This window comes from Streptomyces sp. NRRL F-525, assembly GCF_000716605.1.
In the GTDB taxonomy this organism is placed as follows: Bacteria; Actinomycetota; Actinomycetes; order Streptomycetales; family Streptomycetaceae; genus Streptomyces.
This window is the reverse complement of the sequence record NZ_JNXE01000001.1, coordinates 410,567-428,385: the sequence shown is the minus strand read 5'-3', so window position 1 is coordinate 428,385 and position 17,819 is coordinate 410,567. Positions and strand designations below refer to the sequence as shown.

Below are 17,819 nucleotides of genomic sequence, written 5' to 3'. Positions count from 1 at the left end.
GGTCGGGGAGGCCCGGTTCAGGGGGCGGCGGGGTGGGTTCCACGGGGATGGCGTCGGCGACCGGTCCGGACGCCGACAGTGAAAGACGAAACGTTTCCGATGCGGCGGGCATCGCCGTGCTCGGATCCTGCGCCGCGTGGTCGCTGATCACCGCCGCCATGCACGACGGCCGGCCCGAGGGCGTGCTGCTCGCGGTCCTGGCGGTCGCCGCCGGTTACGCGTCGGGGCGGATCTCCGGGGCGCTCGTACCGGTCGCCGCGCCCTGTGTGGGGGCGGTGGCCGGGCTCGGTATGGCGCTGGCCGAACCGCGTCTCGCCCCGGGCCCCCAGTTCGCCGTACCGCTGGGCCACGCCGGTGCGACCGCGGCCCTGCTGACGCTGGCCGTGGGTGCCGCGTGCTGCTCGGCCTGGGCCGCCCCGGCACCGGCCCTGCGGCTCGCGCTGCGGCTGCTGGCGGCCGGGATCACGGTCGTCGCGGCCGTCCTGGGCTCGCTCTCGGGATTCGTCCTGTGCACGGCGGTGCTGCTGTGCTCGCTCGCCGCCGGCCGCATGCGGCGCCGGGGTCTGGGCATCGCGGGCCTGGGCCTGGCCACGGCGCTGGTGACCGGCGCGACCTGGGCCGTGGCCGGGAACGTCCTCCCGGACGGGCTGACCGCATCCCTGGAGGGCCAGTTGACCCCGCACCGGGTCCAGCTGTGGCAGGACGCCCTGCACATGGCGCACCAGGATTCCGCCCTTGGGGTGGGTCCGGGGCGCTTCGGAGAGCTGAGCAGCGCGGCGGCCGAGGCCCTGCTCCCGGACGGCAAGCCGCACTCCGCGCCGCTTCAGCTGGCGGCCGAGCAGGGAATCGTCGGCGTGCTCCTGCTGGCGGCGGCCTACGGCTGGGTGCTGCACGCGCTGTGGCGCACCACGCGCTCCACGCCGATCGCGCTCACGGCGGGGGCGGCGCTGACGGGGCTCGCGATCGTCGCCGCGGTCGGCAACGCGCTGAGCTTCACCTCGGTGTCGGTCGGCGCGGGCTTCCTGGCCGGGCTGGCCACGGCCCACCCGCTCGCCGAGGAGGCCGCACGCACCGCGCCGGACGCACACGCGCGTGGCGACCGATTGGCCCCGTGACGCACGAGGAACGCGTCAGAGCACCGCGCCGGGCTTGGGCGGCGCCAGCCGGTCCGTGATGATCCGTACGGCCGTCTCCGCGTTGTCCACGGTGATCGTGAACGTGTGCCCGTCCCACAGCCGCAGGACGATGCCCTCACCACGCCGTACAACGACCGCGGTGCCCTTCTCGGGCCGCCAGCGGTAGCCCCAGCCGCCCCACTGGCGCGGGGTGACGTGCGGGGCGAACTCGGCGCCCGCGACGCTCGCGAGGGGGATGCGGCGGCGCGGCACACCGATGTGGCCGCAGCGCACTTCGAGGGACTCCGTGTCCACCTTCAGGCCGACGTGCACGAAGGCGAGCGTGCCGAACAGCATGAGCAGCCCGGCCGCGATGCACCCGACGACGGACATGACGAGCGGGGCGATGCCGGACGTCCAGGTGGAGTCCACGGCCAGCTCGATGCCGAGCGCCATGCAGGCGGCACCGGCGAGCGCCAGCAGCCACTGGAACCGGTTCGTGGCACGTCCGGTCCAGATCTCGCTCTGCGGGAAGATTTCGTCGCGGGGGTGGTCCCTCATGCCTACGAGACTACTCAGGTTTCGCTGCGCGGGTATGCCGTTGCGGAGGGTGACCGTTTTGTGGGGCGACACGGCGAACGCACAGGATCGCGGGCGTCGCCGTGGTCAGTGGGCGGGTGTGACGGCCCGCAGGAGCCGGCCCTCGGCGTAGACCGACGCGGCGGCGGGCAGCGCGCCCTCGCGGCCGTTCAGGAGCACCGTGACGGTGCCGTCGGGCAGCGCCTCCGGGGCGGGCTTCTCACCGATCCGGCGCAGTGCCTGGGCGGCCACCGCGTCGGCGGAGCCGTGCAGGACGAGTGGCGGGCGGTCGAGGCGCTGGACAGCGGCGCGGATGCGTTCGGCGACCAACTCGTAATGGGTGCAGCCCAGGACGACGGTCGTTACATCGTCGGGGGTGAGCTCGGCGGCCGCGGCGACGGCGGCGTCGATGGCCGCCTCGTCCCCGTGCTCCACCGCTTCGGCCAGTCCCCAGCACGGGACCTCGGTCACCGGCACACCGTCGGCGAAGTCCTTGATGAGGCCGCGCTGATAGGGGCTGCCGGTGGTGGCGGGCGTCGCCCAGATCGCGAAGGGCGTGCCACCGGCGGCGGCCGGCTTGATCGCCGGGACCGTGCCGATGACCGGGATACCGGGCTCCAGGTGCTCACGCAGGACCGTCAGGGCATGCACGGTCGCGGTGTTGCAGCCGATGATCAGGGCGTCGGGCCGGTGCGCGGCGGCGGCCTCGGCGACGGCCAGCGCGCGCTGGGCGACGTCTTCCGGTGTCCGCGGCCCGTACGGCATGCCCTCGGGGTCCAGGGACAGCACGAGATCCGCGTCGGGGCGCACCCGCCGTACCGCGGCGGTGGCCGCCAGAAGGCCGATTCCGGAGTCCATCAGCGCGATCTTCACCCGGCCACGATAGACGATGGCCTCGGTGGATCCGCCGCCGTGGGGCAGACTGCGGCCGTGAGCGCCATCGTGTGGATCGCCGCCGGATCACTCGCCGCCTGGCTGTGGCTGCTGCTCTGTCAGGGCTTCTTCTGGCGCACCGACATCAGACTCCCGGCCCGCACCGACCCGGACGACTGGCCGTCGGTGTGCGTGGTCGTCCCGGCCCGCGACGAGGCCGCCGTACTCCCCGAGAGCCTGCCCTCACTCCTCGCCCAGGACTATCCCGGGCGGGCCGAGATCTTCCTTGTCGACGACGGCAGTTCGGACGGCACCGGGGAACTGGCCCGCGAGCTGGCGTCCCGGCACGGCGGGCTGCCGCTGACCGTGGACTCCCCCGGCGAACCGCCCGCGGGCTGGACGGGCAAGCTGTGGGCCGTACGGCACGGCATCGCTCTGGCACGCGCGCGTGACCCCGAGTACCTGCTGCTGACAGACGCGGACATCGCGCACGCCCCGGACAGCTTGCGGGAGTTGGTGGCGGCGGCCCGCTCCGGTGGCTTCGACGCCGTGTCGCTGATGGCGCGGCTGCGCGTGGAGAGCCTGTGGGAGCGGCTCGTGGTACCGGCGTTCGTCTACTTCTTCGCGCAGCTGTATCCGTTCCGCCGGATCGGCAAGCGGTCGGCGAGAACCGCGGCCGCGGCGGGCGGCTGCGTCCTGCTGCGCGTCGACGCCGCCGAGCGGGCGCGGATCCCGGACGCCATCCGGCAGGCGGTGATCGACGACGTGGCGCTCGCGCGTGCCGTCAAGGGCGGCGGGGGTCACATCTGGCTGGGGCTCGCCGAGCGGGTGGACAGCCTGCGCCCGTATCCGCGGCTGCACGACCTGTGGCGGATGGTCTCGCGCAGCGCGTACGCGCAACTGCGGCACAACCCGCTGCTCCTCTTGGGCACCGTCCTCGGGCTGGCGCTGGTGTATCTGGTGCCGCCGGTTGCCCTGTTCACCGGTCTGGCCGTCGGGAGTACGGGGACCGCGGTCCTCGGCGGTCTCGCGTGGCTGGTGATGACGGGGACGTACATCCCGATGCTGCGCTACTACGGGCAGCCGCTGTGGCTCGCTCCCCTGTTGCCGTTCACCGCGTTTCTGTACCTCCTGATGACCGTCGATTCCGCGGTGCAGCACTACAGGGGACGCGGTGCGGCCTGGAAGGGCCGCACCTACGCGCGTCCCGACGCCGTTGTCGGCGAGGAGAGTTGAGGGCTCACTTGCGGCCCGGGGTCCAGTTCATGCCCCACCCGTAGACGCGGTCCACGGTCCGCTGCGGGCTCACCCCGCGATCCGGGACGAGGTAGCGGGCCTCGCGCTGGACGACGAGGTCGCCCCCGGTGTTGGTGATCAGGGCGAGCGCGCACACCGTGGAGGGCACCGTGCACTCGTCGAGCGAGAAGTCGATCGCGGCGCCGTGCTGCGGCTGGAGGGTGACCGTGGCGTGCAGGTTGGCGAAGGAACGGGCGCCTTCGTAGATGGTCACGAAGACGAGGATGCGCCGGAAGTCCTTGATGTGGTCGAGGTTCACGGTGAGGTTCTCGCCGCTCGCCGACGCGCCGCTGCGGTCGTCGCCGTCGAGATGGATGTACGGGGGCCGCTGCAGGGAGCCGAACGCGTTGCCGAGTGCCTGGACGACGCCCTTGCGGCCGTCGGCGAGTTCGTACAGGGCGCACAGGTCGAGGTCGAGGTCCGCGTGCATCGCGACCGCGCGGCCGCGCTTGCTGCCCCAGCCCGAGAACTGCTTGCGCACCTCCCAGTTGAGGTTCACGCGCATGGCACCCGAAGTGCCGCCCTGCTTCGTCAGCGAGACGGAGGGGGCTGCCTTGGTGAGCGTCACCTTGGAGAGCCGCACGGGGGTCACCGAAGGGGGCGGGCTCGCTGGAGGAGGCGGCATGGTCACGGGCGGCTGGACCGGCGGCGGCAGGTTCACGGGCGGCCCGGACGGCGGCGGCATGTGCACCGGTGGGCCGGCCGGCGGCGCCATGGTCGCGGCCGGTGCCGCCTGCTGCGGCTCGTCCACGGTGATGCCGAAGTCGGTCGCCAGGCCCTCGAGTCCGCTGTCGTAGCCCTGGCCGACGGCCCGGAACTTCCAGGCGCCCTGGCGGCGGTAGAACTCGCCGAGCACGAAGGCGGTCTCGACCGTCGCGCCCGTGCTGTCGAAGCGGGCGACCGCGGTGTTCTGCACGGCGTCCCGGACCTCGATGTACAGGTCGGGGACCCGGCCGAACGTTCCGCCGTCGGCGGAGGCGGCGAGGACGATGCGGTCGACGGCGGGCTCCACGCGCGCGAGGTCGACGAGGAGGCTGTCGGTCACCTTCCCGCCGGCGGTGCCCTTGCCCTCGTGGCGGACCGCGCCGGAGGAGTGCGCCGGCTGGTTGTAGAACACGAAGTCGCCGTCGGAACGGACCTTCCCGCCGACCAGCAGCAGGGCCGAGGCGTCCGCGTCCGGGACGCCGGGTCCGGACCGCCAGCCCAATTCGACGCGCAGTGCCGTCGTCGGCACCGGAACATTCGATCCCTTCGGCATCGACATGTCTGCCCCCATATCACGTCTCACCGTGCCAGGACACGCCCCGGCAGCCCATCGGGTGTCTACCGCACAACCTATTCCCCGGGGCGGCGAACGCCCATCAGGAGCGCGTCAACAGCGTCGGCCAACCGCTGGTAACCCGCCGGGAACTAGGCTTTTACCCGATCCGAACACAGGTCGATGCCCTTTTTTGGCAAGTTCGCTCGCATTGGGGATCCCGTGCCACCCCCGACACGGAAAACAACCCTCTAATCGGTCTCCCCAACCAGCACATCGTGGGCTTAACTTATGTGCCATGACCTCCCCCCGCTCCACTTATGGCGGCGGCTACTACTCCGCCTCCTTCCCGGACACCCCGATCTACGACTCCCTCGTGGCCGAGCGGGGTACCCCGCAGATCGCCCCGATCCGGGTCCCCGCCGCCTACGACATGCCGGGGAGCAACCTGCCGGCGCTGCCGTCGGCACTGCCCGCTCTGCCGGCGGGTCCCTCGCAGAACTACGGCTATCCGCAGGCTCAGCAGCCCGCCCCGCTGCAGCAGGCGCCCGCCGCCTACATCCCGCAGCAGGCCCCGCCGCGCGGTTACCCCGGGCAGCAGCAACAGCAGCCGCGCCCGATGGCGGCTCCGGCCGGTTACGAGGCGATGCGTCCGGCGGCTCCCCGCCCGGCCCCGGCGCCGTACCAGCAGGACCCGTACAACAACCAGCAGCAGCAGTACCGCGGTTACTGATCCGCACCCTGCGTTGTCGGTGCCACCTGGCACGATGGAGCGATGGGGAATGCGGAGCTGCGGTCGATCCACGTTCATCCGGTCAAGGCGCTCCGGGGCTTCTCGCCCCGGGAGGCTCTCGTGGAGCCTTGGGGACTGGCCGGGGACCGACGCTGGGCACTGATCGACGACGGGGGAAAGGTCGTCACGCAACGCGAGCACCCGCGTCTCGCACTGGCCGCCGCCGAGCTTCTGCCCGGCGGCGGTGTTCGTCTGTCGGCGCCCGGCCACGACCCGCTGACCGTGCCCGTTCCGGAGCCGGTCACCACCGTGGCGATGGAGATCTTCGGTACCAAGGTCGACGCCGTGCCGGGGCCGGACACAGCGCACATCTGGCGCAGCGACTATCTGGGCTTCGGCGTACGTCTCGTCCACATGGACGATCCCGCCACGCGCAGACCCGTCGACCCGGACTACGCGCTTCCCGGTGAGACCGTCGGTTTCGCCGACGGCTATCCGCTGCTGCTGACTTCCGAGGCCTCTCTCGACGCCCTCAACTCCCTTGTCACGCAAGGGGATCACCCCGCCGAGGGGCCGCTGCCCATGAACCGGTTCCGGCCCAATGTGGTCGTCGCGGGCACCGCCGCCTGGGCCGAGGACGACTGGTCGGGCGTCACGATCGGCGAGGTCGTCTTCCGGGTCGCGAAGAAGTGCGGGCGCTGCGTCGTGACCACCACCGACCAGGGCACCGCCGAGCGCGGCAAGGAGCCCCTGCGCACCCTGGCCCGGCACCGCCGTATCGGCGGCAAGCTCGTCTTCGGGCAGAACCTGGTGCCCCGGTCGACCGGCACGATCCGCGTCGGTGATCCGGTCCGGATCCTCGCGTAGGCGGAGTTCAGCCGAGAGCGCACGAGGTTCCGCCGAAGAGCGCGGGAGGCGGGAACCCTCCCCGTGGGCCCGGTCGTTGAGATCCCGTGAGAAGTTCATGAGAGGCCCTGGGAGAGGTGATTTCGCTCTCTCTTTGCCGGGGCTCTTGGGTGAACGGCCACGCCTGGAGTTATCACGGAGCGGGAAGGGGGTGCGGGACGGTGGGAGCAATCAGGGGTGTGTGGCGCTGGCGGCGCAATCCGCTGCGTCGCGCGACCGATCTGGTCGAGGCCTGGCTGGCCCTCGTGGTCCTGCTGCTGGTCCTGGTCGCCGCACCCGTGATCGGTTCGCTCGTCGGCGCGGTCGCGCAGGACAGCCTGCAGCGGTCGGTGCGGGAGCAGCGCGCGGACCGGCACGCCGTGACGGCGACCGTGGTCAAGAAGCTCAAGGGGGCCGAGCTGGACCCCGATCCCGACTCGTCCACCGCGCGGGACATCCGCAGCAAGGTCCTCGCCAACTGGACCGCCCCGGACGGCACCGCCCAGCACGGCGCGGTGATGGCGAGCCTCAACACCCCGCACGCGGGCGACCACTTCCGGCTCTGGACGGACCAGCAGGGACACATAGTGGCCCGCCCGCTGGACTCGGCCACGGCGACGACGCACGCCGTGCTCGCCGGGCTCGGCGCGGCACTGCTGACCGCCGGGCTCGTCGACAGCGGCAGACGGTTCGTGCTGTGGCGCATGGTCCGCCGCAGGTACGCCCGTTGGGACCGGGCATGGGAGCGGGCGGGCCCGGACTGGGGCAGGACCGGCACCGGCAGCTGACGGCCTTCCGGCTCTGGTCAACCCACCGCCCGCACGCACGCTACGGTGGACCGGCGAAGGCTTCGGCATCAACCCGCGTACCACGAGGTGGGGGCACAGCAGCGCCATGGCACAGGGCACGGTCCAGGTGACGCACACCGGTACATCGCGGTGGCGGCGCCGCACAGGTGAGTACGCGTCGCTCGCCGCCGCCCTGGAGGCCGCGGCCGAGGGAGACGTGCTCACCGTCGCCCCCGGCACCTACCGGGAGAACCTCGTCGTAGCGCGGTCGGTGACCCTGCGCGGCCCCGAGGGTTCGCCCGGCTCGGTGCGCATCGCGCCCCTGGACGGCGTGCCGTTGACCGTCCGCGCCTCGGCGATCGTCCAGGACCTGCATGTCGAGGGCCAGGACTCGGCCGCGCCCGCGCTCCTTGTCGAGGACGGCGCGCCGGAGTTGACGGACCTTCGGATCGTCACGCGGTCCGCGTCCGGCATCGAGGTCCGCGGCGGTGCCCGCCCCACCGTGCGGCGCTGCACGGTCGACAACCCGGCCGGCATCGGCATCGCCGTACTCGACGGCGGTGGCGGGGTGTTCGAGGAGTGCGAGGTCGTCTCGGCCGGCCAGGCGGGCGTAGCGGTCCGCGGCGGCGGTCACCCGCGCCTGGAGCGCTGCCGTATCCACCACGCGTCGGGCGTGGGTCTGTCCGCCACGGGTGAGAACTCCTCGCTGGAGGCGGTCGGTTGTGAGGTCTACGAGACGCGGGGCAGCGGCGTCCAGATCACCGGCCGGGCCACCGCGCACCTCACCGACTGCGATGTGCACCGTACGGCCGCGGACGGCGTCACGCTCGACACCGACGCGGTGCTGACCCTGGCCGACTGCCGCATCCACGACATCCCGGAGAACGCGGTGGACCTGCGTTCCCGTTCGGTGCTCACGCTGACCCGCACGACGGTGCGTCAGTTCGGGCGCAACGGACTGTCGGTGTGGGACCCGGGCACGCGCGTGGACGCCAACCAGTGCGAGATCTTCGACAGCACCGGCGACTATCCGGCGGTGTGGGTCAGCGACGGCGCGACCGCGGTCCTCGACTCCTGCCGGGTGCACGACGTACCGGACGCGCTGTTCGTGCTGGACCGGGGCTCACGCGCGGACGTCGTCGACAGCGACATCTCCCAAGTACGCAACACCGCCGTGTCGGTGAGCGACGGCGCGACCGCGCAGCTCGACGACTGCCGGATCCGGGACGCGGCCACGGGCGCGTGGTTCCGCGACCACGGCAGCGGCGGCACCCTCAACAACTGCACCGTGGACGCCACCCAGACCGGCGTGATCGTCACCAAGGGCGCCGACCCCACCATCGAGCGCTGCACGGTCGACTCCCCCGCCGAGGCGGGCTTCTACGTCTCCGCGGGCGGCCGGGGCACCTTCCTGGGCTGCCGCGTGACGGGCAGCGGCGGCTACGGCTTCCATGTGATCGACGGCTGCCGTACGACGCTCAAGAAGTGCCGTACGGAGCGGTGCGCGCGCGGCGGTTACGAGTTCGCGGACGCCGGACCGGACGCGGCACCCGGCACGGGACCCGTCGTCGAGGACTGCACCAGCGACGAGAGCAGCCTCAAGCCGTCCACCGCCCACGAGACGGCCGTGGAGACCGCGAGCCAGTCCACCAGCGTGCTGGGCGCGATCCCCACCCAGCGCACGGCCGAGCAGGACCCGCTGATCACCGCGACGGACCCGGAGAAGGAGTCCCGCTCCTCCAAGGCCGTCCTCGGTGAACTCGACGCGCTGGTCGGCCTGGACAGCGTCAAGCGCGAGGTGCGCGCCCTCACCGACATGATCGAGGTGGGCCGCCGCCGCCAGCAGGCCGGCCTCAAGGCGGCCTCCGTCAAACGGCACTTGGTCTTCACCGGCTCCCCCGGCACCGGCAAGACGACGGTCGCCCGGCTCTACGGCGAGATCCTCGCCTCCCTCGGAGTCCTGGAGAAGGGCCACCTCGTCGAGGTGTCCCGCGTCGACCTGGTCGGCGAGCACATCGGCTCCACCGCGATCCGCACCCAGGAGGCCTTCGACAAGGCGCGCGGCGGAGTCCTGTTCATCGACGAGGCGTACGCCCTCTCTCCGGAGGACTCGGGACGCGACTTCGGTAAAGAAGCCATCGACACGCTCGTGAAGCTGATGGAGGACCACCGGGACGCGGTCGTGGTCATCGTCGCGGGCTACACGGCCGAGATGGAGCGGTTCCTGTCCGTCAACCCCGGTGTGGCGTCCCGTTTCTCACGGACCATCACCTTCAGCGACTACAACCCCGAGGAACTGCTCCGGATCGTCGAGCAGCAGGCCGAGGAGCACGAGTACCGGCTGGCGGAGGGCGCGTCCGAGGGGCTGACGAAGTACTTCACGGCGATCCCCAAGGGCGCCGCTTTCGGCAACGGCCGCACCGCGCGGCAGACCTTCGAGGCGATGGTGGAGCGGCACGCGAGCCGGGTCGCCCAGTTCGAGGAGCCGAGCACGGACGACCTGACCCTGCTCTACGCGGAGGACCTGCCCGAGCTGCCCTGAGGCGGCACCTCGGGCCGCAGCCGGGCCAGCAGCCGTTCGCGTTCCTCCGCGAACGCCGGGTCGGCCTGGTAGTCGGAGTGGCCGAGGATCGGCGCGGGCAGCGGATGCCGTGCCGTACGGCCGTACTCCTGGGGGTCCTTGAGGGGCGGCTCGTGGTCGACCTCGGGGCCGCAGTCGCCGGACACGCGCACCGGGCCGCCGATGGGGTCGGTGAGCCGGTACAGATTGCGCCAGCAGTCCACCTCGCGGTGCAGCCGGGTCAGCGCGGCCGGTCCGAAGTGGGCGGGGAACCAGCGGCCGTAGAGGCGCTCCAGGGGTGAGCCGTAGGTGAGCAGGGCTACGCGTTTGCGCTGGGCGGGCTTGAGTTGCCAGGCCGCGGCGGCGGCGAGGACGCTGCCCTGGGAGTGGCCGGAGATGACGAGGCGGCCGCCGGTGGCGCGGGTCCAGGTGGCCATCCGCCAGGTCAGGTCGGGGACCGCGCGCTCGGCGTAGCAGGGCGGGGCGAAGGGGTGGGCGGCGCGCGGCCAGAAGGTGCCGACGTCCCACAGGATGCCGATCGTGCGCCGCGCGGAGGCGTCCTTGTAGGCGCGCCTGCCCCAGGTGACGAAGAGTATGAACCCGAGCCCGATCAGCCAGGACCCGAGGCCCTGCGAGGTCTGGGCGGCACCGTGCACGAAGGCGTGCCCGTCCTCTCCGGCCCGCGACGGTGTCCGGTCGGTGGTGAAGGCGCCGACGAGCGCTCCGGCGCCCAGGAGCAGGGTCGCGGTGGAGATGACCGCGACGAGAAGGGGTCCGCGGTCGGTGAGCGCGGCCATCGCGCGCGTGCTCGCGATCTTGGCGGTGCGCGCCCGGTCCTTCCGCCCGCCCGGGTAGTCGCGCGCCACCGCGGCCAGTTCGCTACGGCGCAGCCGCCACGTGCGATGGCCGATCCCGGCGCACAGGACGAGGACGACGACGAGCAGCGTCGGGATCACCGAGGCCTGCCAGGTGAGCAGGACGGGCGGGCCCGCGATGGACGTCCCGGTGCCGTCCAGCCAGTCGGAGACACGCTGGGAGACCCCGCCGGACATCACGCCGCCCAGGGCGCAGGCCAGCATCGCGACGGCCGGTCCGCCGAGGCCCCGCATCGCGGACCGCGGATCGGGGTGGGTGCGGTGCAGGAGATGCGCCACGACGGCCAGGGCGACCACCAACAGGCCCTGAACCAGGGCGATTCCGCCGAACGTCATGTCGCCCGGCAGCCGCCCGGACGACTCCCACCCCGGGCGCGACCAGCCGGCGTAGAGGAGGGAGAGGGCGAGCAGCAGGAGTGCGCCCAGCGGCAGGCGGCGGACGAGACGGCGGTCGAGGGCCTGGTCGAGGCGGTTCTCGCTGCGGCCCCGGCGGCACACTACGTAGACCACGACGAACGCGAGGCCGGTGAGTGCGGTCTCCAGGAGGGTGCCGAGGCGGGCCAGTGGGTCGGAGCCGTCGGGTCCGCGGTCGAAGCGGGCGGCCGAGACGGTGACGGCCGCGGCGACCGTGAGGAGGCCCGCCGCCGTGTGGGCGGCGCGCAGCCGGGCGACCAGGCGGCGGCCGTACCAGAAGCCGGGGCGGCTCAGGGAACTGCGGTCGGGCTCGTCGTCGGGCTCGGCTCTGCGGGGCATCGGCTGCTGGGACTCGTACTCGCTCCAGGTGCGGCGGGAGAGGTACCAGAGGAGGACGGTGAGCGCGGTCGGCACCAGAGCGGCGAGCGCGAGGCGGCGGCCGGGGCGGCTCCACCAGCTGTCGTGGGACATCGTGGGCGACAGGAAGCCCAGCCAGGTGTGCCGTTCGGCGCACGCGCGCGTGCCGGCGCACTGCCAGGCGGCGAGGTCCAGGGCGACCTCGCAGGCCGCCGCGACGAGCAGCACGGTCAGGGTCAGTCCCGCGAGCCGCACCAGCAGGCCGTAGAAACGGACCGTCCGTTTCCGGTCGCGGGCGGTGGGGCGCATCCAGTGCGCGAGGTTGACGACCATGAACGGCAGCAATAACAGCCACAACGCGCGCGTGCCGTTGCCGGAGGTGAGGTTGCACCAGACGTAGGCCTCGCGGATCGGTCCGGTGCGCCGGTCGGCGGGCCGGGACTCGGCGTCCACGTCGGCGGCGCGCCGGAAGACGGCCGCGGTGTCGTCGCCGGTGATCCGTACCGTGCGCGGATCGCCGAGCATCTCCTCGGGTGTGGCGCCGCCGACTCCGTGGACCAGGAGTTCCAGGGCGGGTTCGGTCTGGTCGGACCGTCCGGCGAGGCTCTTCGCCTCGCTCGTGACGGCGTGTTCCTGTACACGCTCCACTGTTCGCACATCCCCCGTGACGCACTGTCTGTCCGTGTCCGTGTGCACTCCAGGATCGTCCTTTCCGGCGCGTCGCACACGCCCCGTCACCGAATCTCCCCGATCCGTGTGACACGCGAGCGACGGATGATGACCGAATGACATGTGCGCGTCGGGACAGGCGGTGGCGCGGTGCTTGCGGGGGCGTGCGAGGATTGGGGCGTCCGCGCACCGCCGCCGGGGAAAATGTCCTGGTCGGGACGGGCGCGACGGGCAGTCTGACGGGTTGCGGCGAAAGGACCGGAGCGTACGTGAGTGAGAATCAGAACCTCCTCGCGGAGCAGCGGCGCGCCCTGATCCTCGACGAGGTCCGGCGCCGCGGTGGCGTCCGCGTCAACGAACTGACCCGCAAGCTCGGCGTGTCGGACATGACCGTGCGCCGCGATCTCGACGCGCTGGCCCGCCAGGGCGTCCTGGAGAAGGTGCACGGCGGAGCGGTCCCGGTCGTCGAGGCGAGCACGCACGAGCCGGGCTTCGAGGCGAAGTCGGGGCTGGAGCTGACCGCCAAGGAGGACATCGCGCGGGCGGCGGCGGAACTGGTGGCGCCGGGTACGGCGATCGCTCTCTCGGGCGGTACGACGACGTACGCGCTCGCGCATCACCTCCTTGAGGTCCCCGACCTCACCGTGGTCACCAACTCGGTGCGGGTGGCGGACGTGTTCCACGCGGCGCAGCGCACCTCGGGGCAGCGGCAGGGGGCGGCGACGGTCGTGCTGACCGGCGGAGTGCGCACGCCCTCCGACTCGTTGGTGGGGCCGGTGGCCGACCAGGCGATCGCGGCGCTCCACTTCGACATGCTGTTCCTCGGTGTGCACGGCATATCGATCGAGGCGGGCCTGTCGACGCCGAACCTCGCGGAGGCCGAGACCAATCGCCGGCTCGTGCAGTCCGCGCGGCGGGTCGTGGTCGTCGCCGACCACACCAAGTGGGGGACGGTGGGGCTGAGTTCGTTCGCCGCGCTGGAACAGGTCGACACGCTCGTGACGGACGCGGGGTTGCCGGCGGAGGCGCGCGCCGATATCTCTGAGCATCTGCGGCTCGTGGTGGCGGGCGAAGCGGCCGGTGACGGGGCAGACATCTGACGGTGCGCCAGCTATCGTGACGTCGCCCATCCCGGTCAACTTCCCTTAACCGTCAAGGGGGTTCGCGTCCATGGCCAACCAACTGCGGCCCGTCGGGCTCGACTTCATCGATACCGCTCCGGTACGGCTGGTCTTCACGCAGGAGATGACCGCGGCACCGGATGCCGTCTTCCATGCTCTCAACGACGATGTGCCGGGCTGGGCGGAGTGGTTCTCGGCCGTCACGAGCGCGCGGGCCGTCGACGACGGGGCGGGGCGGGATATCCGGCTCAGGGGCGGCGGGCACTTTCGCGAGACGGTGATCGCGGCGAAGTCGGCGGAGGTGTACGCGTATCGGGTCGACGTCACCAATGCGGTGGGCGCCCGCGCGATGGCCGAGGAGTGGCGGCTGAGCCCTGCGGGGAGTGGGACTCGGGTTCAGTGGACGTTCGCCGTGGATGGGACGGCTGTGTTCCGGGGGGCTGTGCGGGTGGCTCGGCCTGGGTTGGGGCGGGCGTTCAGGGGTGCGGTGAGGGAGTTGGACCGGCGGTTGGCCCGCTAGGAGCGTGGGTCAGTGACGGGCAAGTGTCCTCGCTGCCCGTGATCGGTTGATCGATCGTCGCCGCCGCTGTCGCTGTCGGCGCTTGCGAGGCTCCGGCTGGGGCCTGTTGTCGGCGTGCACCTGAGAAAGGCCCGTACTCCGGGTCCTCGGTGGTGTCGGCGATCTCGGCATCGGCCAGCACAGTCGCAGCCCGGGCTTCAGGAGCGCCGATCTCGGCTTCGACAAGCGAACCCCGGTGGTGTAGCCGTAGAGCAATGACCGCAGCGTCAACCGAGGATCGTAGGGTGGGTGGTCGCGCCGCGCGGTGCGGGACGTGCGGATCGCCGTCAAGTCCAGCACCTCGTCGACCAACTCGGCGACGAACCGGGCCAGATGCGCCTTGGGCAGCCAGTCGTCGAATGACATGGGCATCAGCAGCATCTGGTCCGGTGTGAACGCCCGGAACGTCTTGTCCAGCGGCGTGGAACGGGCCTTCCAGCCGTTCGGCTCGACGACACCGGCATCAGAGTTCGGTGATATCGCTCTGCTGAGTTCAGCGGTCCTGGGTCGGCGTCCGGTGAGGGGCCCTCGTGCTCACTGACGGCTCGGGAGCATCGCGAGTGCCTGCGAGCGTCGGGTGACCAACTCGGGGTAGGTGCCGTCGCGTTCGGCCCAGCGGTGCATGAGTACGCCCTGCACCAGGATCTCGTGCGGAGTGGGGTTGGTCTGGAGCAGGTCCATCACCTCGGTGGTGAATTCGGCCAGTTTGAGCGCGCTGGGGTTGCGCTGTTCGTGCTCCGGTGTGGTGGCGACGGCCGGAGGGACGAGCTCGGCGACCTCGATGCCGGTTCCGTCCAATTGCGCACGCAGTGCTTCGGAGTAGGCGTGCACGCCGGCCTTGGAGGCGGCGTAGGTGGGCATGACCGGGAACGGCAGGAACCCGATGCCCGAGGTGACCGTGACGATGGTGCCGGTGCCACGCGCGATCAAGTGGGGGGTGAACGCGTCAATGACGCGGATGGTGCCGAGGAGGTTGGTGTCGATCGTCTTTTCGGCAGCACTGAAGTGTGTGGGATCGCGGAGGTCCTCGGGGACTCCGATCCCGGACATCGTCACGATCGTGTCGAGGTTCGGGTGGGTGCGCAGGATCGTGTCGCGGGCACGGTCGACGCTGTCCTGGTCGGTCACGTCGATCTGAACGGTGGCCGGCCCCTCGGCTGCGATCCGGTCGAGCAGGTCGGTTCGTCGGCCGCCGACGATGACGGTACTGCCGGCCGTGGCGAAGCGTCGTGCGAGGTCGAGGCCGATTCCCGAGGTGGCCCCGGCGATGAAGACGGTGCGGCTGGTGATGTCCATGGCTGCTCCCGGCTCAGGGCGCCGACAGCGACAAGGCTGCGGGCGCAGTGGATATCAGGCGACTCCTTCAGCTTCGACCTGTTCCCCGACCCGAGGCAGTACCCCCGGCTTCCATGGTCCTCTCAGGGCCCCCCTTCCGTGACGGCGCCGGGGCTACGATTTTCACTATGGGTGACGATGACCGCGCGAACCTGCTTGGCAGCTATCTCCGGGCCCGGCGGGCGCTGGTCACTCCGGAGCGTGCCGGCATTCCCTCGGGTGCGCATCGGCGTGTTCCCGGACTGCGCCGCGAAGAGGTGGCCCTGCTCGCCGGCATCAGCGCCGACTACTACCTGAGACTGGAGCGCGGCCGCGACAACAACCCCTCGCTCCAGGTACTCGAATCGCTCGCGCGAGTCTTGCGACTCGACGAGGTGGAGCAGGAATACCTCCTCGGCCTCACCGCCGCACGCCCCAGGCCGCAGCGGCGCCGAAAGCCCGAACGCGTGCCCGCACGGCTGCACCAGCTGCTCGCAAGCGTGCGGATTCCCGCGTTCGTGGAAGGGCGCGCGTTCGATGTGCTCGCGTCCAACCAGCTCGCAGTCGCGCTCTCCCCGCGCCTTCAGCCCGGGTACAACCGCCTGCGATCACTGCTCCTCGATCCGGAGGAGCAGGCATTCCAGCAGGACTGGACGCGCTCCGCGGAAGGATTCATCGCCGCTTTCAGAAAGTCCGTCGGCGACGACGTCGACGACCCGCGATTCGTGGAACTGGTGGGTGAACTCGCCTTGTCGAGCGAGCGGTTCCGATCCCTCTGGGCACGCCATGACATCCGCGGCCTGGACGGCGGCACCACCACCGTGAACCATCCCGTCGTTGGCGAGCTCCGCCTCCACCGGGACAAACTCCCCGTCGGCGAGCTGCTCCTCGTCCTCTACTACCCCGACCAGAGCAGTGAGAGCGATGAGAAGCTACGGGTCCTCGCCTCCTTGGCCCAGACGGCTCACACCGAGATGCATGACGGATCGCACACGGCCGAACCGAACAGCCACTCCGAACACCGCAGCGACCACTGAGCACTGTCCCGTGAAGAAGGACGCTGACCAACCGGCGCTCATCCAGCGCGAGTTGGCCGTACTCCCGTCAACTCAGCTCGGCCATACTCCCGTTGCCAGAAGCGAGGTGATCGCCTTGCTGTACGGGGTGATGTCCAGGCCCTGTTCCGCCAGCCACGTGTCCGAGTAGTACTTGTCCAGGTAGCGGTCGCCCGGGTCGCACAACAGGGTTACCACGCTGCCCTGTTGGCCCGCCGCGACCATCTCGGCGATGATTTTGAGGGCGCTCCAGAGGCCCGTGCCGGTGGAGCCGCCCGCCTTGCGGCCGATGGCTTGTTCCAGGGCTCTCACGGCGGCGACGCTGGCCGCGTCCGGGACCTTCATCATGCGGTCGATGGCGCCGGGGACGAAGCTCGGTTCCATGCGGGGGCGGCCGATGCCCTCGATGCGGGAGCCGCAGTCACGGGTGACGTCCGGATCGCCGGTGGTCCAGCCCTCGAAGAAACAGGAGTTCTCCGGGTCGGCGACACAGACGCGGGTGTCGTGCTGCATGTAGTGGACATAGCGCGCGAGGGTGGCCGACGTACCGCCGGTGCCGGCCGTCGCGACGATCCACGCCGGCTCCGGGAAACGCTCCAACTCCAGCTGGCGGAAGATGGATTCGGCGATGTTGTTGTTGCCGCGCCAGTCCGTGGCCCGCTCCGCGTAGGTGAACTGGTCCATGTAGTGGCCGCCGGTCTCCACCGCGAGGGCGGCCGACTCCTCGTACATCTTGCGCGGGTCGTCCACGAAGTGGCACTGCCCGCCGTGGAATTGGATCAGGCGGATCTTCTCGGCACTGGTCGTGCGCGGCATGACCGCGATGAAGGGCACCCCGATCAGCTTGGCGAAGTACGCCTCGGAGACCGCCGTGGAACCACTGGACGCCTCGATCACCGGGCGGGCGGGCCGGATCCAGCCATTGCAGAGGCCGTAGAGGAAGAGGGAGCGGGCGAGGCGGTGTTTCAGGCTGCCTGTGGGGTGGGTCGACTCGTCCTTCAGGTACAGGTCGATGCCCCAGCTCTCCGGGAGCGGGAAGCGGAGGAGGTGGGTGTCGGCGGAGCGGTTGGCGTCGGCCTGCACCTTGCGGACGGCTTCTTTCAGCCAGCTCCGATAGGCGTCGTCACTGCGGTCGACGTCGAGGGTGGCACCGGTCAGGGCCTGGGGGGTGGTGCTCACGGCGGGGCTCCTTACGCGTTGCGCCGACGGCGCCTCGCGCGGCCGACACCTCGATCATATGCACCTTCCGCACGCTTCTCACCTGCATAAACATGCCTTTGGGCGGCCCAAAGGCGGCCCTGGGGGCAGGGTGTCGGTGGGCTCGTGGTGGGTTTGCGTTCGCTTTGCTACGGGTTTGCGATGGGCTGC

At 71.3% G+C, this 17,819-nt stretch carries 15 protein-coding genes and 1 pseudogene; 9 read left to right on the top strand and 7 right to left on the bottom strand.

Annotated elements, in window-relative coordinates; genetic code table 11:
- The first annotated feature begins 47 nt into the window (after positions 1-47).
- Complete coding sequence (locus OO69_RS01920) at positions 48-1,115, top strand: O-antigen ligase family protein (RefSeq protein ID WP_051800711.1); 1,068 nt, start codon at positions 48-50, stop codon at positions 1,113-1,115.
- A gap of 15 nt (positions 1,116-1,130) precedes the next feature.
- Here the strand turns inward: OO69_RS01920 and OO69_RS01915 are convergent, their stop codons facing one another.
- Positions 1,131-1,676: a hypothetical protein gene (locus OO69_RS01915; RefSeq protein ID WP_033278535.1), complete on the bottom strand. Its 546-nt coding sequence runs from the start codon at positions 1,674-1,676 to the stop codon at positions 1,131-1,133.
- 105 nt (positions 1,677-1,781) lie between these two features.
- Complete coding sequence (locus OO69_RS01910; protein ID WP_033278534.1) at positions 1,782-2,567, bottom strand: glutamate racemase; 786 nt, start codon at positions 2,565-2,567, stop codon at positions 1,782-1,784.
- A 69-nt stretch (positions 2,568-2,636) separates the two neighbouring features.
- On the opposite strand from OO69_RS01910, the gene OO69_RS01905 reads away from it, so the two are divergent.
- The gene (locus OO69_RS01905) at positions 2,637-3,803 is read left to right on the top strand and encodes a glycosyltransferase (RefSeq protein ID WP_199810867.1); all 1,167 of its coding nucleotides are present in this window, start codon (positions 2,637-2,639) and stop codon (positions 3,801-3,803) included.
- Between the two features lie 4 nt (positions 3,804-3,807).
- Here OO69_RS01905 and OO69_RS01900 read toward each other — a convergent pair whose 3' ends face one another.
- Entirely contained in the window at positions 3,808-5,121 is a 1,314-nt protein-coding gene (locus OO69_RS01900; protein WP_033278777.1) for a TerD family protein, read from the bottom strand.
- Between the two features lie 298 nt (positions 5,122-5,419).
- Between OO69_RS01900 and OO69_RS01895 the strand changes: the two genes are divergently transcribed.
- From OO69_RS01895 to OO69_RS01880, 4 genes are all read left to right on the top strand, one after another.
- Positions 5,420-5,854, top strand: coding sequence for a DUF6643 family protein (locus OO69_RS01895; RefSeq protein ID WP_033278532.1), 435 nt, complete (start codon positions 5,420-5,422; stop codon positions 5,852-5,854).
- A 42-nt stretch (positions 5,855-5,896) separates the two neighbouring features.
- Entirely contained in the window at positions 5,897-6,721 is an 825-nt protein-coding gene (locus OO69_RS01890) for an MOSC domain-containing protein (RefSeq protein WP_033278531.1), read from the top strand.
- Positions 6,722-6,921: 200 nt separating this feature from the next.
- Positions 6,922-7,527, top strand: coding sequence for a hypothetical protein (locus OO69_RS01885; protein ID WP_033278530.1), 606 nt, complete (start codon positions 6,922-6,924; stop codon positions 7,525-7,527).
- A 106-nt stretch (positions 7,528-7,633) separates the two neighbouring features.
- Positions 7,634-10,069: a right-handed parallel beta-helix repeat-containing protein gene (locus OO69_RS01880; protein WP_033278529.1), complete on the top strand. Its 2,436-nt coding sequence runs from the start codon at positions 7,634-7,636 to the stop codon at positions 10,067-10,069.
- On the opposite strand, the gene OO69_RS01875 is transcribed toward OO69_RS01880, so the two are convergent.
- Positions 10,039-12,381: a membrane protein gene (locus tag OO69_RS01875; protein ID WP_033278528.1), complete on the bottom strand. Its 2,343-nt coding sequence runs from the start codon at positions 12,379-12,381 to the stop codon at positions 10,039-10,041. The two genes, OO69_RS01880 and OO69_RS01875, sit on opposite strands and share 31 nt — an antisense overlap.
- Positions 12,382-12,671: 290 nt before the next feature.
- On the opposite strand from OO69_RS01875, the gene OO69_RS01870 reads away from it, so the two are divergent.
- Positions 12,672-13,502: a DeoR/GlpR family DNA-binding transcription regulator gene (locus OO69_RS01870; protein ID WP_033278527.1), complete on the top strand. Its 831-nt coding sequence runs from the start codon at positions 12,672-12,674 to the stop codon at positions 13,500-13,502.
- Between the two features lie 70 nt (positions 13,503-13,572).
- Positions 13,573-14,043, top strand: coding sequence for an SRPBCC family protein (locus OO69_RS01865; protein WP_033278526.1), 471 nt, complete (start codon positions 13,573-13,575; stop codon positions 14,041-14,043).
- A gap of 216 nt (positions 14,044-14,259) precedes the next feature.
- Here the strand turns inward: OO69_RS01865 and OO69_RS53815 are convergent.
- Together OO69_RS53815 and OO69_RS01860 are read right to left on the bottom strand one after the other, a co-directional pair.
- Positions 14,260-14,499 (bottom strand): annotated as a pseudogene (locus OO69_RS53815) (IS5/IS1182 family transposase); the annotation flags it as partial.
- 117 nt (positions 14,500-14,616) lie between these two features.
- Positions 14,617-15,378, bottom strand: coding sequence for an SDR family oxidoreductase (locus OO69_RS01860; RefSeq protein WP_033278525.1), 762 nt, complete (start codon positions 15,376-15,378; stop codon positions 14,617-14,619).
- A gap of 167 nt (positions 15,379-15,545) precedes the next feature.
- Here OO69_RS01860 and OO69_RS01855 point away from each other — a divergent pair, with 167 nt between their 5' ends.
- Positions 15,546-16,433, top strand: a complete 888-nt coding sequence (locus OO69_RS01855) for a helix-turn-helix transcriptional regulator (RefSeq protein ID WP_033278524.1) — start codon at positions 15,546-15,548, stop codon at positions 16,431-16,433.
- A 72-nt stretch (positions 16,434-16,505) separates the two neighbouring features.
- Here OO69_RS01855 and OO69_RS01850 read toward each other — a convergent pair whose 3' ends face one another.
- The gene (locus OO69_RS01850) at positions 16,506-17,630 is read right to left on the bottom strand and encodes a PLP-dependent cysteine synthase family protein (RefSeq protein WP_033278523.1); all 1,125 of its coding nucleotides are present in this window, start codon (positions 17,628-17,630) and stop codon (positions 16,506-16,508) included.
- Between the last annotated feature and the right edge of the window lie 189 nt (positions 17,631-17,819).

Coding starts and splice junctions, on each gene's coding strand:
- OO69_RS01860 (WP_033278525.1), bottom strand. CDS start 15,378: ATGGACATCACCAGCCGCACCGTCTTCATCGCCGGGGCCACCTCGGGA.
- OO69_RS01880 (WP_033278529.1), top strand. CDS start 7,634: ATGGCACAGGGCACGGTCCAGGTGACGCACACCGGTACATCGCGGTGG.
- OO69_RS01890 (WP_033278531.1), top strand. CDS start 5,897: ATGGGGAATGCGGAGCTGCGGTCGATCCACGTTCATCCGGTCAAGGCG.
- OO69_RS01865 (WP_033278526.1), top strand. CDS start 13,573: ATGGCCAACCAACTGCGGCCCGTCGGGCTCGACTTCATCGATACCGCT.
- OO69_RS01900 (WP_033278777.1), bottom strand. CDS start 5,121: ATGCCGAAGGGATCGAATGTTCCGGTGCCGACGACGGCACTGCGCGTC.
- OO69_RS01920 (WP_051800711.1), top strand. CDS start 48: ATGGCGTCGGCGACCGGTCCGGACGCCGACAGTGAAAGACGAAACGTT.
- OO69_RS01855 (WP_033278524.1), top strand. CDS start 15,546: ATGGGTGACGATGACCGCGCGAACCTGCTTGGCAGCTATCTCCGGGCC.
- OO69_RS01895 (WP_033278532.1), top strand. CDS start 5,420: ATGACCTCCCCCCGCTCCACTTATGGCGGCGGCTACTACTCCGCCTCC.
- OO69_RS01915 (WP_033278535.1), bottom strand. CDS start 1,676: ATGAGGGACCACCCCCGCGACGAAATCTTCCCGCAGAGCGAGATCTGG.